Origin of the sequence: Nocardioides sp. Bht2, assembly GCF_047308515.1 — a bacterium.
GTDB lineage: Bacteria > Actinomycetota > Actinomycetes > Propionibacteriales > Nocardioidaceae > Nocardioides.
In genome coordinates, this window is the sequence record NZ_JBLBWI010000003.1 from 182,370 (window position 1) to 197,769 (window position 15,400).

15 protein-coding genes are annotated in these 15,400 nt (G+C 68.4%); 7 read left to right on the top strand and 8 right to left on the bottom strand.

The features are described 5' to 3' along the window. The 3 genes from ACLM5J_RS07460 to ACLM5J_RS07470 are packed head-to-tail and all read left to right on the top strand — an operon-like array spanning position 1 to position 3,114. Positions 1 to 1,212 (top strand): hypothetical protein, encoded by a 1,212-nt coding sequence (locus ACLM5J_RS07460; protein ID WP_413655526.1) that lies wholly within the window; start codon positions 1 to 3, stop codon positions 1,210 to 1,212. After that, the gene (locus ACLM5J_RS07465) at positions 1,209 to 1,943 is read left to right on the top strand and encodes a hypothetical protein (protein ID WP_413655528.1); all 735 of its coding nucleotides are present in this window, start codon (positions 1,209 to 1,211) and stop codon (positions 1,941 to 1,943) included. The genes ACLM5J_RS07460 and ACLM5J_RS07465 overlap by 4 nt, the downstream gene beginning before the upstream one ends. Next, positions 1,930 to 3,114, top strand: a complete 1,185-nt coding sequence (locus ACLM5J_RS07470; protein WP_413655530.1) for a hypothetical protein — start codon at positions 1,930 to 1,932, stop codon at positions 3,112 to 3,114. The genes ACLM5J_RS07465 and ACLM5J_RS07470 overlap by 14 nt, the downstream gene beginning before the upstream one ends. A gap of 7 nt (positions 3,115 to 3,121) precedes the next feature. On the opposite strand, the gene ACLM5J_RS07475 is transcribed toward ACLM5J_RS07470, so the two are convergent. Next, entirely contained in the window at positions 3,122 to 4,288 is a 1,167-nt protein-coding gene (locus tag ACLM5J_RS07475; protein ID WP_413655531.1) for a GGDEF domain-containing protein, read from the bottom strand. A 73-nt stretch (positions 4,289 to 4,361) separates the two neighbouring features. On the opposite strand from ACLM5J_RS07475, the gene ACLM5J_RS07480 reads away from it, so the two are divergent. Then, positions 4,362 to 4,610, top strand: coding sequence for a biotin/lipoyl-containing protein (locus ACLM5J_RS07480; protein ID WP_413655533.1), 249 nt, complete (start codon positions 4,362 to 4,364; stop codon positions 4,608 to 4,610). A 6-nt stretch (positions 4,611 to 4,616) separates the two neighbouring features. Here the strand turns inward: ACLM5J_RS07480 and ACLM5J_RS07485 are convergent, their stop codons facing one another. From ACLM5J_RS07485 to lpdA, 4 genes are read right to left on the bottom strand one after another with little or no spacing between them, the layout of a single operon-like run. Further along, entirely contained in the window at positions 4,617 to 5,825 is a 1,209-nt protein-coding gene (locus ACLM5J_RS07485; RefSeq protein ID WP_413655534.1) for a SpoIID/LytB domain-containing protein, read from the bottom strand. 53 nt (positions 5,826 to 5,878) lie between these two features. Further along, complete coding sequence (locus ACLM5J_RS07490) at positions 5,879 to 6,607, bottom strand: tyrosine-protein phosphatase (protein WP_413655535.1); 729 nt, start codon at positions 6,605 to 6,607, stop codon at positions 5,879 to 5,881. A gap of 42 nt (positions 6,608 to 6,649) precedes the next feature. Beyond that, positions 6,650 to 8,047, bottom strand: coding sequence for an NAD(P)H-quinone dehydrogenase (locus tag ACLM5J_RS07495; protein WP_413655536.1), 1,398 nt, complete (start codon positions 8,045 to 8,047; stop codon positions 6,650 to 6,652). A 4-nt stretch (positions 8,048 to 8,051) separates the two neighbouring features. Continuing rightward, on the bottom strand, positions 8,052 to 9,461 hold the full coding sequence (gene lpdA / locus ACLM5J_RS07500) for a dihydrolipoyl dehydrogenase (protein WP_413655537.1): 1,410 nt from the start codon (positions 9,459 to 9,461) through the stop codon (positions 8,052 to 8,054). Between the two features lie 24 nt (positions 9,462 to 9,485). Between lpdA and ACLM5J_RS07505 the strand changes: the two genes are divergently transcribed. Continuing rightward, complete coding sequence (locus tag ACLM5J_RS07505; RefSeq protein ID WP_413655538.1) at positions 9,486 to 9,938, top strand: gamma-glutamylcyclotransferase family protein; 453 nt, start codon at positions 9,486 to 9,488, stop codon at positions 9,936 to 9,938. A 20-nt stretch (positions 9,939 to 9,958) separates the two neighbouring features. Here the strand turns inward: ACLM5J_RS07505 and ACLM5J_RS07510 are convergent, their stop codons facing one another. Next, the gene (locus ACLM5J_RS07510) at positions 9,959 to 11,068 is read right to left on the bottom strand and encodes an FUSC family protein (RefSeq protein WP_413655540.1); all 1,110 of its coding nucleotides are present in this window, start codon (positions 11,066 to 11,068) and stop codon (positions 9,959 to 9,961) included. A 92-nt stretch (positions 11,069 to 11,160) separates the two neighbouring features. Here ACLM5J_RS07510 and ACLM5J_RS07515 point away from each other — a divergent pair, with 92 nt between their 5' ends. Both ACLM5J_RS07515 and ACLM5J_RS07520 read left to right on the top strand, forming a co-directional pair. Continuing rightward, positions 11,161 to 11,961 (top strand): purine-nucleoside phosphorylase, encoded by an 801-nt coding sequence (locus tag ACLM5J_RS07515; protein WP_413655542.1) that lies wholly within the window; start codon positions 11,161 to 11,163, stop codon positions 11,959 to 11,961. 1 nt (position 11,962) lies between these two features. Further along, on the top strand, positions 11,963 to 12,526 hold the full coding sequence (locus ACLM5J_RS07520) for a TetR/AcrR family transcriptional regulator (RefSeq protein WP_413655544.1): 564 nt from the start codon (positions 11,963 to 11,965) through the stop codon (positions 12,524 to 12,526). On the opposite strand, the gene ACLM5J_RS07525 is transcribed toward ACLM5J_RS07520, so the two are convergent. After that, positions 12,523 to 13,989, bottom strand: a complete 1,467-nt coding sequence (locus ACLM5J_RS07525) for a hypothetical protein (protein WP_413655546.1) — start codon at positions 13,987 to 13,989, stop codon at positions 12,523 to 12,525. The two genes, ACLM5J_RS07520 and ACLM5J_RS07525, sit on opposite strands and share 4 nt — an antisense overlap. Before the next feature lie 111 nt (positions 13,990 to 14,100). Further along, entirely contained in the window at positions 14,101 to 15,327 is a 1,227-nt protein-coding gene (locus ACLM5J_RS07530) for an Ig-like domain repeat protein (protein WP_413655547.1), read from the bottom strand. Positions 15,328 to 15,400: the final 73 nt, after the last annotated feature.

The following is a 15,400-nucleotide window of genomic DNA, read 5'->3' on the forward strand; positions in this document are numbered from 1 at the left end:
GTGCCCCTGGCACTTCACCGGAGCCCCGTCGGCAACGCCGACGGGGCTCCGGCCTTCCCCCGCACGGTCGACGAGATCGCCGCCGCGCTACGGGAGAACCCGGTCCTGGTCCAGGAGATCGTGGGCAACGGGCAGACCGCCGAACTGCGCAGCGCGCTGGAGCAGAAGGCCGCCGCACTCGACGTCCCGGTCTACGTAGTCATGGCCAAGGCCCCCGTCGGGATCAGCACCTCCGAGCCGAACGAGGAACTCGTCGTGCTGCTCCACCAGAAGCTCGGCGACGGCGTCTACTACGTGCTCACCCACAACGACGGGTATGCCTCTCCCCGGGTCTACGGTGACGTCCTCCCCCAGGACGGCAACGACGAGACCACGCTGCTGCACGCGTTCCAGCGCGTCGACCAGGTCGTCAACACGAAGGCGCTCAACGTCTGCGCCGACTGCTCCAGCCACCCCGGCGCCAAGGCCGGCCTCGTCCTCGACGTCGTCGCCGGTGCCACCACCGAACCCCGCTGGGACCCGGAGGAGCCGCTCACCGCGAGCCAGATCTCCGCCTACACCGCAGATCCCTGGGTCCACCGGGCCGTCCAGATGAAGTGGGACGACACCCCCTCCGACTTCGAGCCGAGCGTCGGCCTCTCCGCGCTGGTCGCCACCCTGACCGCGCTGGTCACCACGGTCGTCGCCTATCGGCTGATCCAGGCCGTACGTAGCCCGCGCACGCCGGTGGACGACACCACGCTCACCCAGCAACTACAACGCAGCAAACAGGTTCTCGACAACGCCGAACGCGCCCTTGATCGAGCTCGTAGCCGCGGCCTCGACCCAGCTGTGGAGTCTCAGGCCCTCGAGCAGATGGAGCGGGCCCGCGCCCTCCAGCAGAGCAAGGACCGACTCGACCAGGTCGGCGCGATCGTGCTGACCCGGATGGCCGAGCGGACCATCGCCAGCAAGGGCCGCGAGCAGTACCAGGCCTGCTATCTGAACCCACTGCACGGCGAGGCAGCGCTCGAGCTGACCCTGGGCGGCGGCCTCACCGTGCCGGTCTGCAAGCGATGCGAACGCCGTCATCAGGCCTCCCACCCGGCCGACGCACTCCGCGAACAGCGCAGCCTGGGCCGCCAGCGTCCCTACTACGACGGCACCTCCGTCTGGGCGAACAACGGCTACGGAGCCTTGGATCCGGAGTTCTGGCGGAAGGTCGGCCGATGAGGACCGGCCTCACCAGCCTGTTGCTGGCCGCGCTGCTCGGCGCCGGCGTCACCTTCGGCGTCAGCAGCTGGGAACGGGACAACTCCGCAGCCCGCGCGGAGGCGATCGGGAACCCCGACCTGGGCCGCACCAGCGACCGGGTCACCCACGCCGTCGAGGGGCTCGCCGACGACGGCGTCTATGTCGCGCCCGACGCCTACGACCTGATCGACGAGGCCGGAGAGAAGCTCCTGATCGAGGCCGTCGCCGCTGCCGAGACAGACGTACGGGTGGTGGTCTGGTCACGGACCCGGTTCGCCGGTACCGACTCGTTCGAGCTCGGCGAGCAACTCGAACGCGCCGTCGCCACCACCCTGGACCAGGGCCTGCTCCTGGTCTGGGAAGGCCGGACCGGCACCGGGAGCGACACGCTGATCGGCGAGGGCTATTGGATCAACGACACCGAGTTCCTCGGCAAGCCGGAGATCACCCTTCCGGAGATGATCGCCGCAGCCGACGCCGAGATCGAGTGGCGCCCGCGCGACCCGTACGGCAACGGCTCCGACTACTACGGCGGCGCCTGGGGCGGGTTCGCCGCCGGCCTGCTCTATGGCAGCGGTGTCCTGATCGTGCTGGCCCTGCTCTGGGGCCTGCTCCGCCTCGCCGGCGTGCCGCGCCTACCGGGTAGTTGGGGCTTGAGCAACACCCCCGGAGGCACCACGAAGAAGGGAACCCGTGATGGCGAAGCCTGAGCTCGTCGACCAGATCAACGCGGAGCTCAGCGAGGATCACGTCTACGTCCACCCGAGCATGCGCAAGCACCTCTCACCGGACGCCGAGCAGGCGCTGTCGGCAGCCCTCACCGAACTCCCCGATCCCACCTACGTGGTGCTCTATCCGTTCGCCAACGACGACCAGTTCGGTGGCAAGCCCGGCGATCTGCTCACCCTGCTGCACCAGACCCACCCGGAGCCCGGCGTCTACCTGAGCAACACCACCACTGTGGTCCCGGACTCCTACACCGCGGTACGGATCGAAGGCCGCCAGTGGGACGTCGACGGCGAGCGCAGCGGGGAGATCCCCTACGAGATCACCTCGCTGGTGCGCGAGGCGAAGCCGCAGACCGTCGAGCAGGCACTCACCGAGACCGTCGACCTGATGGCGTTGCCGGTCGAGGAGTTGAACGCCAAGTACCAGGCCTACAGCACGGCGCAGAACGCCGCGAACGAAGCCCGGATGGACGAGCTCGACGACGAGGATTCCGGTACCTCTCCGGTCCTGATCGGCAGCCTGATCGTGGCCGGTCTGGTGCTCGCCGCGGTGACGGCACGCGCGCTGCGCACCCGGCGGAAGGCGAAGGCGGCCCTCTCGCTGCCGCCGTCGGCGATGGCGCGGGTCCGGGCCGCCAACGAACGGACGCTACGGGCACGCGCGCAGAGCGAGACCCTGGCACTGGGTGAGGCACTCGACGCCTACGAGATCCGGGCCGTCGACAACCGGGACTCCTGGCAGCAGGCTCTCGACCACTATCAGGCGGCCAGCCGGCTCACCGAGGACGACAACGCACCCCTGCTCGACGTGGTCGGCGCCATCGTCTTGGCCGAGCGCGGCACCGCCGCGTTGAACCGCGCCCTGGCCGGCAAGAGCTGGAGCCCCACACCCGGCTGCTTCCTCCATCCCCTGCACCCGCACGGGAACACCGGTCGGCCGGTGCTGCTGGCCGGGCGCAGCGTCGCGGTCCCACTCTGCGACCGCTGCCGCCGCGACCTCGACCGGGGCCGCCCTCCGGAGATCCTCGACGTCCTCGACCACGGCGAGCCCACGCACTACTTCGACACCGACGCCGAGCCGTGGGCCTCGACCGGGTTCGGCTCCTTGGAACCGGATCTGTTGAGCGCGATGCGTCGGCGTCAGCGCCGCTGATCGTCGCTCAGGACTCGTCGCCGACGCTCTCGGCGCGGACGATCTGGTCCCCGCCGCTCCCCTTGGCCCGGTAGAGCGCGACGTCGGCGCGCCGGGTTGCCTCGGCGAGCTCGTCGTCGTCCTCGAGTCGGCTGATCCCGAAGCTGACACTGGGCAACGGCCCCGGCCCGGGCAGACCGGCATAACGCTCATCGATCTCCCCGACCAACTCCTCGGCGGAGGCACCATAGGTGAACAGCAGGAACTCGTCGCCGCCGAGCCGGGCCACCACGCCGTGGTCGCCCACCACGGTCCGAGCGATCTCCGCGAAGGTGACCAGCGCCCGGTCCCCGGCCTGATGGCCGAGACCGTCGTTGACCTCCTTGAACTCGTCGAGGTCCGCCACCACGATGGCCGCCTGCTCGCCGAGGTTGTGGCGACGTCGCAGCAGGGCCACCGCCTCCTCGAACGCCTTGCGATTGAGCAACCCGGTCAACGGATCGCGGCGCGCTCGTTCCCGCAGCGCGTGGGACTCGTGCTCGAAGCTCAGGATGGAGACGTTGAAGCTGACCACCATCACCAACAGGATCAGCAGCATGCAGGTGGCTTGAGCACCGAAGAAGATCCGGAACGTCTGGTCGTCGGGCCCGACGGTCACGAAGACGACGGTCCGCAACAGGTAGTAGGTGGCGAAGAGGCCACACACCGCGGCGACCGACTCGACCGAACGGCTGTACTCCAGCCGTGCCTCGGGGTCGCGCCGTAGCGCCACCGCCAACCGAACCAGCTCCCGCATCGCCATCAGCGTGACGACCGCGATCGAGGCCAGATAGACAGAACCGGCGGGCCAGACGTCGTGGGCCGGGTCGTCGAAGAACGCCGGGACCAGGACCAGCGCCGTCGTCGCGGCGAACACCTGCCACGGCAACTCCCGGCCGTCGAGGGCCCGGACCGCCGCCCAGATACAGACCGCGCCGAGCGCCGTGACGGCGTTCCCGAGCGGGTTCGCCACCGCCTGGAAGCCGGTGTCGTTGAAGAGATAGAGCAGTCCGCCCGGCCCGAGGCAGATCAGGGCCAAGCACCACCAGCCGCTATAGGCGGACCGGGTGGAGCGGTAGGTCACGAAGTAGGTCAACGCCAGCACGGAGACCGAGATCACCCCGAAGGCGACTCGGAGAGTGAAGGCGTCCAACATGGCACCATGGTAGGGGTGCGCCGAGGGCCGAGCCGACTACCCGCGCCAGACTGGGATGGCCTATCGTCGTGCCGTGCTCTCTGCCCCCGCTACCGACCTCGAGGTGAGTGCCCCGTTCCATGGCACGGTCACCCTGCTGGTCGCCTGCGGTGACGAGTTGGAAGCCGGCGCCCCGGTTGCGGTCCTGGAGGCGTTGAAGCTCGAGAGCATGCTGACTGCCCCCGTCGCCGGCACCGTGACCGGCACCGTGCAGGACGCCGTCAGCGGCGACGACGCGGTGGTCAGCGGCGGCGATGTGATCATCACGCTGCGCCGCCGCTGAACGCCGTTACTTCGCCTTGAAGGTGAACCAGTTCGAGCGCAGGCCCATCAGGTAACGGAAGTCGTCGCCCGAGACCGTCACCCGCGCGTTGGCGCCGATCAGCACCAGGGACCGGACCCGTCCGTTCCATTCGCCGTTGCCGTCGCGCGAGGTCACCTTGATCTGCTTCAACGCACCGATGCTCGGCCAGGCCGCCTCGATCTTCGCGCTGGTCAGCGGAACCTTCCAGTCGTGCACCGGGTTCCCGGCCCAGTCGTCGTACGGGTCCTCCTGGGCGCGCAGGTAGCTGAACTGGTTGGCCGCCGTCCAGCCGCCACTGCTGGAGCTGAACTGGGTGAAGGCCGGCTTGCCCCCGTGGGTCAGGATCACGCCGTGCGTCGCCTCGACTGCGGCGTTGGAAGCCGGATGCTCGGAGTTGACGCCGCCATAGACCTGGCAGGAGACGGTGTCGCAGAGCTGGTAGTAGGCCGACCGCGGGTGCTGCATCTCGTAGGAGGCGTAGGTGCGGGCGGCGACAGCCTGTGCCCGGACCGCGTTCGGGCTCCAAGTGGCGGGCATCTCCCGCGGGACGACGCCCCGGATGTAGTTGTTGATGCCGATCACGTTGACGGTGTGGCGGGTCTTACTGTTCGCCGGGCCGACGTAGTGCAGTTGACCGCGGTACGGCGTCGCCTTGCCGGAGATCCACAGGGTGATCGGCTTACCGGCGGCCCGGAACGACGCCTGGCCCTTCAAGGTCCGCCAGGTCCGCCAACCGTTGGCGTCGCGGAGTTGGACCACGGTGCGCAACTTGCCGTCCAGCTTGAGCCGCCAACGGTTCGCCTTGCCACTCGGAAGCGTCCACGTCTTCGCGGCACCGTGGTCGCGGACCCTCAGACCCGCGCGCGGGCTGACCTGGACAGCGCCACCGCCGTTCGCGCTGACCTGCACCTTGACCTTGCCGCGCTGCACCGAGCGCTTGGTGCCCGGGTAGTAGAAGGCGAGAATCTGCTTCCAGTTCAGGCCCTTGCGGGCCGCTCCTTCAGCCCCGTACTGGGACATCCCGTGGCCGTGACCGTAGCCGTGGCCGTGGACCACCAGGCGGTTGTTGTTGGGCACCGTGAAGTTCTGGGAGACATCGACGGCATGACTCTGAGCGACCACCACGATGCTCGACAGCGCCAAGGCGACGGGCATCGCGAGTCGCGCCCCGAGGCGCGCGCTCGTTGTAGACATGAGGGGATTCCTCTCGGATCGCGGATTCCCCAACGTAACAGGGATCCGCCGGGTCAGGCCTGGATGCGGTTGCGCCAGGCGTCGATCTTGGCCGGCTCAGCCCCGTGTGCGGTCAGCCAACCGCGCGCTCCCCCGGCGGCGCTGGTGAACCGGTCGACGGCGAGCTCGATCGCTTCGCGCGGAGTGAGCAGCCACTTGGTCATCGTGCCTTGATCGTTGGTACCGGACTGGAAGGTCTTGCCGTGCAGTTCGGCCCGCTTCTGCCAACGCGCCACCAGGTCGTCCATGTTCGTGCCCGTGGCGAGATAGTCGTCGACCACAGCCTCCGGCTCGACGTCGGCAGCCAGCAGCAGAGCCGCCACCACCAGACCGGTGCGGTCCTTGCCCGCCGAACAGTGCACCAGGGCAGGGCCGCCCAGGTCGTCGGCGACCAGGCTCACCACAGCAGCCAGGCGATCGCCGGCGTGGTCGATCAGGAAGGCGTACATGTCGCTGAGGTTGCCCTGCTCAGCAAGGTCGGTCGGGATCGCCCGCTCATGCACCGGGTGGTGCTGGTAGCGCGAGCCCGGCTCCCATGGGTACGTGACCCGCTCGACCTCGATGTCGGAGCGCAGGTCGATCACCAACGCCGGCGGCCAGGACCCGACGCCGCCCGGAAGAGCGTCGTCGGGCCACAAGGCGTCGCCGCGGTACAACACGCCGTCACGGGTGGCGCCACCGCCGACGATCGGCAATCCACCGACGTCGCGAAGATTGACCAGGGTGTCCAAACGCGGGCTCATGGCCTCATTCTCGCTGTCGGCGGCAACTCGTGGGCGGGTGTCTCACACGTGGTGCAACCGACGCGCGGCTTCGGCCAGCGAACCACTCAACGACGGGTAGACCGTGAACGCCTGGGCGAACTGGTCCGCGGTCAACGATTCGGAGACCGCGATCGAGAGCGGGTGGATCAGTTCGGAGGCGCGGGGCCCCACCACCACTCCGCCCACCACGATGCCCATACCGGGACGACAGAAGAGCTTCACGAAGCCGTCGTGGATCCCCTGCATCTTGGCGCGCGGGTTCCCGGCCAACGGCAGCATCACCGTCTCCGCCACGATCTCGCCTGCCTCGACCGCCTTCTGCGAACAGCCGACGGTCGCGATCTCGGGGGCGGTGAAGACGTTGGAGGCCACCTTCTTGAGGTCCAGCGGCGCCACCGCGTCGCCGAGGAAGTGCCACATCGCGATCCGGCCCTGCATCGCGGCGACCGAGGCCAGCATCAGCACACCGGTGCAGTCACCGGCCGCATAGACGCCACGGGCCGACGTCCGCGAGACCCGGTCGACCTTGATGAAGCCGCCGTCGTCGGTGATCACACCGGCGCTCTCCAGGCCGAGGTCAGCCGTGTTCGGGATCGAACCGAGCGCCAGGATGCAGTGACTTCCGGTGACCTGACGACCGTCGGTCAGGGTGACCGTGACGGAGTCGCCGTCGCGGACCACCGACTCCATCCGGGACTGGCCCAGCACGTGCATGCCCTTGCGGATCGACACCTCTTCGAGGACGGCCGAAGCGTCGGCGTCCTCCCCGGGCAGCACCCGGTCCCGCGACGAGACCAGGGTGACGTCGACACCGAGCGCCAGGTAGGCGCTGGCGAACTCGGCACCGGTCACCCCGGAGCCGACGACGATCAGCTTCTCCGGCAGCTCGTCGAGGTCGTAGACCTGTTCCCAGGTCAGGATCCGCTCGCCGTCCGGCTGGGCGCTGGCCAAGGTCCGCGGCGCGGCACCGGTGGCGATCAGGATGGTGTCGGCCTCCAGTACCTGCTCGGTGCCGTCGGGCGAGGTCGCGATCACTCGCTCGTTGCCGTCGAGACGGCCTCGGCCGACGATCACCTTCACGCCGTCGCGTTCCAGGCGACGAGCGATGTCGCCGGACTGCTCCGCGGCGAGCGACTTGACCCGTGCGTTGACCTCCGCCAGATCGACGGTGAGGTCGGCGACCAGGCCGGTGAAGCCGGGCAGGCGCAGACCGAGCTCGCGCGCACCACGGATGTCGGTCATCAGTTCGGCGGTGGCGATCAGCGTCTTGGACGGCACGCAGTCGGTGAGCACCGCCGAGCCGCCGATGCCGTCCGAGTCGACGACGGTGACGTCGGCGCCGAGCTGGGCGGCGACCAGGGCGGACTCGTATCCGCCCGGGCCACCGCCCAGGATCACAACCCGTTGTGATTCAGGCATCGGCTCAGAAGTTGATCATGTGGCCGGAGATGCCGTGCACGGCTTCCTTGACCGCCTCCGACAGCGTCGGGTGGGCGAAGACGTTCCGTGCCACCTCGTCGGCCGTCAGGTCCCACTTCTGGGCCAGGGTCAGCACCGGCAGCTGCTCGGTGACGTCGGGGCCGATCATGTGGGCACCGAGGATCTCGTTGTGCTCGGCGTCCGCGACGACCTTGACGAAACCGACGGCCTCACCGAGACCCTGGGCCTTGCCGTTCGCGCTGAACGGGAAGGTCGCCGTCTTGACGTCGTAACCCTTCTCCTTGGCCTGCGCCTCGGAGTAACCGAACGAGCCGATCTGCGGCTGGCAGTAGGTGGCGCGCGGAATCATGTCGAAGTCGATCTCGATGGTCTCGACGTCGGCGATCGTCTCCACCGCGACGATGCCCATCGCCTCGGCGACGTGGGCCAACATCATCTTGCCGGTGACGTCACCGATCGCGTAGATGCCGGGCACGTTGGTGCGGCCGCGGGCGTCGACGTCGATCGCGCCACGGTCGGTGAGCGCAACGCCGGCGACGTCGAGGCCGTAGCCCTCGACCCGCGGCGCGAAACCGAAGGCGGCGAGCATCTTGTCGGCCTCGAGGATCTGCTCCTCGCCACCGGCCGCCGGAGCCACGGTAACCTTGACGCCGGAGCCGGTGTCCTCGACGGACTTCACAGCGGTGGAGGTGAGCACCTTCACGCCGAGCTTCTTGTAGTGCTTGGCGAGTTCCTTGGAGACGTCGGCGTCTTCGGCCGGCACCATCCGGTCGGCGAACTCGACGATGGTCACGTCGACGCCGAAGTTCTTCATCACGTAGGCGAACTCGACGCCGATGGCACCCGAGCCACCGATGATCACGGAGTTCGGCAGGTTCTCGTCGAGGATCTGCTCCTCGTAGGTCACCACGTTGGCGCTCTTGCTCATCCCGGGCAGCATCCGCACCTGGGCACCGGCGGCGACGATGATGTTGTCAGCGGTGTACGAGGTCACGGAGCCGTCGGCGCCCTTGACGTCGAGGCCCTGCTTGCCGTCGCGAGCGCCGGTCAGGGTGCCCCAACCGTCGATCTCGTCGATCTTGTTCTTCTTCATCAAGAAGTGGACACCCTTGACGATGCCGGCCGAGACCTGCCGGGACCGCTTGTGGGTGGGACCGAAGGACATGCTGGCGTCGCCTTCGATGCCGAACTTCGCCTTCTCGTGGGTCAACACGTGAGCGAGCTCAGCATTCTTCAGAAGTGCCTTGGAAGGGATGCAGCCCACATTGAGGCAGACACCTCCCCAGTACTTCTCCTCGACGACTGCAACGGTTTGGCCGAGCTGGGCTGCGCGGATCGCCGCGACGTAGCCACCAGGACCGGCACCAAGGACAAGGACGTTGTAGTGGGTCACGACCGCCAGACTATCCTGCTCCTCGTGACGCTCTACGCCGCCTACGGGACCAACCTGGACCCGGCCCGCATGAGTCAGCGCTGCCCGCATTCGCCGTTGCGCACCACGGGCTGGCTGGAGGGCTGGCGGTTGACCTTCGGCGGCGAGGAACACGGCTGGGACGGCGCCCTGGCCACCATCGTTCCGGACCCGTTCGAACAGGTCTTCGTGGCGCTCTACGACGTCACCGACGACGACGCCGCGGCGATGGAGCAGTGGGAGTCGACGACCCCCGGGCTCTACCTGCGGACCAAGGTCCGGGTGAAGTCGCTGACCGGCGATCTGGTCGCCTGGGCGCTGGCGCTGGACGCGTTCGAGGGCGGATTGCCCTCGGCCTCGTACCTCGGCGTGCTCGCGGACGCCGCCGAGGCCGCCGACGCTCCGGCCGACTACGTCCGGGCGCTACGGCACCGGCCGTGCCGCTCCACGGGGCTGTGACCTGACGCCGCGGTGACGGCCTAGAAGTCCAGCTGGACGTCGAGCTCGTCGCGGCTCATCCCGCTGGCGAAGAGCACATCGGCGGCCAGGGAACGGATCTGGGCCGCCACCGCTGCGGTGTTGACCGTCATCTCCCCGGCGAGCGCCGTCATCGCGAGCCGGACCGCCTCCACCAACTCAGCTTGTGCGTCCGCTTGGGCAGCGCTGTTGCCGAGGCCCACTTCGAAGAGGTGGACGCCGTCGGCGAGCAGTTCGATCGAGCGCTGGGTCTGCTCGGCGCACGACTCCCCCAACCGCAGTAGCGTGCCGACCCGTCGCGCCAGGACTCGGGCGTCGCGGATCGCATTGTCGATGTCACCGAGTACCGCGGCGTACTCGGCGACCTCGCGTCGCTGCCGCCACCGCACGGGGGACATGCTGGCGACCTCGGCGACGTTGGCCGCTGTGTTGAGGGCGGTGTTCACCTGGCCCTGCAGTCCGCGGGCAAGCTCCAGCGCTTCGTCCGCATGGGCGGGATCGCCCTGTTTCAACGCCTCCGCGACGCCGTGCAGCACCCGTTGCAGTTGGACCAGCAACGGCCGAACCTCCACCGCCAGGTCCCGGGTGGCGTTGCGCGGTAGGAGCAGGATCATCGCCACCCCGCAGAGTCCGCCGACCAGCGCGTCAAGGAAGCGCGTCACTGCCGGATTGTCGGCTCCGGCAGCCGGGATCACGGTGGCCAGCAGCACCGCGGAGTTCACCGCTTGGGTTCGGGCCAATCCCTGGAGACCACTGAAGTGGACGATCGCCGCGGTGAGCACCACCACAAGTCCGAGCTGCCAGGCGCCCCGGCCGATCGCCAGGATCAGCAACTCACCGATCAGCACCCCGAGCGCCACCCCGACGATCAGCTCGACCAGGAGCCGCTGCCGCAGCCCGGCACCGGCCAACAGCACGATCACCGCGGCGATCGGCGCGAAGAACGCCTGCTCGTGGCCGAGCAGGTGGGTCGAGATCGCGTAGGCGGCGCTGGTCGCGGCAGCCAGGCGGACCAGGGTGCGCCAGCGGACCGTGACCGCCGTGACGCGGTCCTTGAGGGTCATCTCAGCCGTGGTCGGGAGCAGGTTGAGAATCCGGCGATCGGCAGCCACAGCTCACGATCCAACCCTCCCGACGCCGTCACAGCAAGACGTCAGCGGATGGCCGAGGTGCATGCGGCGCTGGCGCGGCCTACTATCGCTGGGTGACTGCGACCGACCCTTACGCCCTCGCTACCGAGGCCGCGGCGACTCTCCGCGAGCTGACCGGCGTTGAGCACCATGACATCGCACTCGTTCTCGGATCCGGCTGGCTGCCTGCTGTCGACGCCCTCGGCGAGGCGACGGTGGAGATCGACACCACGGACCTGCCGGGCTTCTCGGCCGCCGCGGTGGCCGGGCACTCGGGCAAGATCCGCTCGATCCGGGTCGGCGAGACCAACGTGCTGGCCTTCTTGTCCCGCACCCATTTCTACGAGGGCAAGGGCGTCGCAGCGGTCGTCCACCCGGTCCGCACCGCGGCCGCTGCGGGTTGCCGCGCGATCGTGCTGACCAACGGCTGCGGTGGCCTGCGCGAAGGTTGGCGCCCCGGGCAGCCGGTGCTGATCAGCGACCACATCAACCTCACGGCGACCTCGCCGATCGTCGGTGCCAACTTCGTCGACCTGACCGACCTCTACAGCCCGCGGCTGCGTGCGCTGTGCAAGCAGCTCGACCCGACCCTGGACGAGGGTGTCTACGTCCAGTTCCCCGGGCCGCACTACGAGACCCCGGCCGAGATCCGGATGGTCCGGGCGATCGGTGGCGACCTGGCCGGGATGAGCACCACCTTGGAGGCGATCGCCGCCCGCGAGGCCGGCATGGAGATCCTGGGCATCAGCCTGGTCACCAACCTGGCCGCCGGCATGAGCGGCCAGCCGCTGAACCACGAAGAGGTGCTGGAGGCCGGCAAGGCTGCGGCGTCGCGGATGGGCGGGCTGCTGAGCAGCATCGTTGGGGAGATCTGAGTTGCCGAAGATCACCGGCGGGTCGCTGGATGCTCACCGCGAACAGCTGCGGCAGAGCGTGTTCGAGGCGCTTGCCTCGCTACTCGCCGAGCGCAGCTTCGACGCCATCTCGATGGCGCAACTGGCGGCCCGCGCCGGGATCGGCCGGACCGCGATCTACCACCACTTCCCGGACAAGGAAGCGGTCGTGGTCGCCTTCGCCAGTCACGAGACCGAGCAGTACGTCGAGGCACTGAACGAGGTGCTGGACACGGCGGACTCCCCCGTCGAGCGGATGCGCCTCTACGTCCACCACCACCTGGTGGCGGGCGAGCAGTTCCACATGGGGATGGGCACCCAGCTCTACGGCGTGCTGTCGCCGGAGTCGCGGCTCGCGATCCGGGAACACGTGATGGACGTCGAGAACGTCCTCCGCGCGATCCTGGCCGACGGGGTTGCCAGTGGTGACTTCGTCGTCGAGGACCCGAGCGTGACGATGTCGCTGATCCACGCCTGCCTGAACCCGCGGCACCTCCCGGTCGAGGCGATCGAGGCGTTCGTCCTGCGCGCACTGCGCGCGAGCTAGGCAGCGAAGGGGTCGGCATAGATTTCGATCCCGTCTGCTGAACGGGCCAACAGCTCGGCCTCGGCGGCGGTGATCCGGCGGGTGCCCCGGTGGTCGACGACGTAGGCGAGCCCGTGCGGCGTCGTCCACAAGTAGCGGTGCTCGCCGATCTGGCGCACCCGATAACCGGCGTGGGTCTTCCACCGGTGGTGTCGTCGGCTGAGGGGGCCGGAGTTGTGGGTGCCGGTCTGGGCGTCAGAGCCGGGTGGCCCGGTGTCGCCACCGGTGTGGTCGAACGGAGTGACGTGGTCGTAGTCGACGTTGCGGCTGGTCGAGGAACTGTAGGGCCAGTAGTCGCCACCGGTCCGGAGGTAGACCCGCTCCTTGAGCGCCTCGGGATGCTCGTAGGCGGTGGTCCGGACCCGATCGTTGAGGTCGATCACCGGTTTGACGGTGACGGACGCACCTGCCAGCAGCCCGTGGATCTGATCGAGGGTCTGGGCGCGGAGACCGAATCCACCTGCGGTCTCGATCCGGACCACGCCGGGCTGTTTCTGCTGCGCGCCGACGCCAACGAGCGCTGTCTCCGCCAGGTGGAGGTAGAGCGTGGCCTTGGGCCGCAACTGACGCCAGTCGACGCTGCTGAGGGCGGTAAGGAGCTCCTGGGGGAAGGCGATCGCGCGGCTCTGGCCACAGGGGCAGGAGGATTCGCCAGGTTCGTCGGTGGCTGCCGCGTGTGCGTCCTGGGCCAGAAGAGCGAGGAGTTCCGCGGGCCGCGCGAGGTAGCCGAGCGCCATCGAGCGCCACTCGTCGCGGGTGCGATCGATCGGGTCGTGTTGGGCCAAGAAGTCGGCGACTCGGCTGATCGTCGCATCCAACCAGGCGGCGTCACCGGCCTCGACCTGGGCGATCATTGCGCGGAGGCCGTACTCGTTGGTGCGACCGAAACCGACGTAGCGGCGGCGCTTCTCGGCCTCGACACGCGCGTTGTGCGCGTCGAGGTCTGCTTCGATGACCTTCGCCTCGGCAACGTCCAGGATCCGTCCGCCGCCTTCGTGACCGAGCATCCGCGCGACGGCGGCGTCCACGATCCCGACAGTGGCGAACGGTACGTCGCGCGACATCTTCGCGACCTTGCGCACGAGCCAGACCTCGACGCCGCCCAGCACTGCGACCGCCCAGATCTTGGGCAGCCGGTGGATCAGGTCCAGCACGTCGGCCAGGGCGTTCGTCGTCGCCGTGACATGGGTGCCGCGGGCGAGCGCGATCTCGCCGAGGCAGTGATCCTGCACCTTCGGGGTGCCCTCTCCCCCGAGCTGGACCAGCTTGTTGCGCGACCCGGGCGCGGTATCGGCGGAGTGGATCGCCGCCCATTGGGCGAGCAGTTCGAGCTCGGAGATCTCGACCAACCGGCGCTGCGCGACGCGCTGGCTCGCGGCAGCTAGCACCGCGGCGGCGTCGGAGTCAGGCAACGGAAAGTTCATGCTTCGCACGCTAGAACCGACCTCCGACACAATGGCGACGAGGACAGAAAACGGCCCCACCCCGCGGAGCGGGATGGGGCCGTCGTGAGCTCTCTCAGCGCATGCTGAGCGTCACTTCTTGACCTTGATGGTCACGGTCTTCGAGGAGCCCTTGTAGTTGCTGTCGCCGCTGTACTTGACGGTCAGCTTCCACTTGCCCTTCTTGAGCTTGGGCAGCTTGACGACGACCTTGCCGTTCTTGTTGAGCTTGGCAGCCTTGACCTTCTTGGTCGCCTTGCCCTTCTTCAGCTTGAACGTCACCTTGCCGGAAACCTTTACCAACGGGCTACCGGTCACCGTCACCGTGGCCTTGCCGGCCTTCTTGGTGCGAGGCTTCGTGGTGACCTTGACGGTGGTCTTCGAGGTGTTCTTCGCGATCCCGGCGATGCTCACCGGGAAAGACTTCAGCAGCGGGTCACCAGCAGTCGGGTTGCCGTGCGCGGTCCAGGTGTAGACGCGGTACTTGGCGCCCTTGACGAGCTTCGACTTCGCGCCCGAGAACTCAACGTCGGTGAAGTTGCCGTCCACCAGGGCGATGTTCGGGATGTAGGTGCTGGCGATGAACTTCTCCATGCCACTGCTCTGGCCCGTCGAGCTGACCTTGGTGATGTCCTGCTCGTTGGCGAGACCGACGTAGATGCCGGTCGCCCCCGGGCGCCAGCTCGTGTCGAAGCCGGTTCCGCTGGCCTTGACCTCGATGTAGCCACCCGAGATGACGGCGCTGGCTGCCGTGATGGACGAAGCCGCCGTGACCGGAGCGAGTACCGGCTTCTTCGGGTTGGTGCTCCCCGTTCCACTGTCGTAGAAGTGGCCCCGCACGTTGGCGGTGATCTGACCGAGGAACTCCGGGTGGAACGACTTGCCGTCCACCGGCTGGGTAGCGGTCATCCCGAGGTCAAGCGCCTGCTGGCTACCTGTGGCAAGCACGCCCTCCCAGGCAGGAGTAGCGGTGAAGACGCCGTTGTCGAAACCTGCATCCGAGATCTCTGCGACCGTCACACGCGCTGCGGAGGTGGTAGCCGGCGGAACAGGCGCGCCCTGGAAGCCCGAGACCACAGCCGTGATCTCGCCGACGCCTGCGGCGTCGTAGCTCACCTCGGGGTCGGTAATGGTGACGCCGTACATCGTGCCGAACTTGCCGTCGATCGTGCCCTCGAAGGAACGGGTCGTGACGCCGCCCGACGTGCTGATGCCGTCGGCGCTCCAAGTGATCTGGCCGTTCTCGAAGCTGGCGCCGGCGCTGCCGGTCAACGAGGTACCGGGAACGTGAGCGGAGGTGAAGTGCTCGACGAACTGCACAGAGACATTCCACGACAGATCTGCCCCTGGGGCTGCCTGCGCAGGTGCGGAGCCGACGAACGCCAAGGCGCTG

Coding starts and splice junctions, on each gene's coding strand:
- ACLM5J_RS07470 (WP_413655530.1), top strand. CDS start 1,930: ATGGCGAAGCCTGAGCTCGTCGACCAGATCAACGCGGAGCTCAGCGAG.
- ACLM5J_RS07495 (WP_413655536.1), bottom strand. CDS start 8,047: ATGCCTGAATCACAACGGGTTGTGATCCTGGGCGGTGGCCCGGGCGGA.
- ACLM5J_RS07485 (WP_413655534.1), bottom strand. CDS start 5,825: ATGTCTACAACGAGCGCGCGCCTCGGGGCGCGACTCGCGATGCCCGTC.
- ACLM5J_RS07525 (WP_413655546.1), bottom strand. CDS start 13,989: ATGAACTTTCCGTTGCCTGACTCCGACGCCGCCGCGGTGCTAGCTGCC.
- ACLM5J_RS07475 (WP_413655531.1), bottom strand. CDS start 4,288: ATGTTGGACGCCTTCACTCTCCGAGTCGCCTTCGGGGTGATCTCGGTC.
- ACLM5J_RS07490 (WP_413655535.1), bottom strand. CDS start 6,607: ATGAGCCCGCGTTTGGACACCCTGGTCAATCTTCGCGACGTCGGTGGA.
- ACLM5J_RS07465 (WP_413655528.1), top strand. CDS start 1,209: ATGAGGACCGGCCTCACCAGCCTGTTGCTGGCCGCGCTGCTCGGCGCC.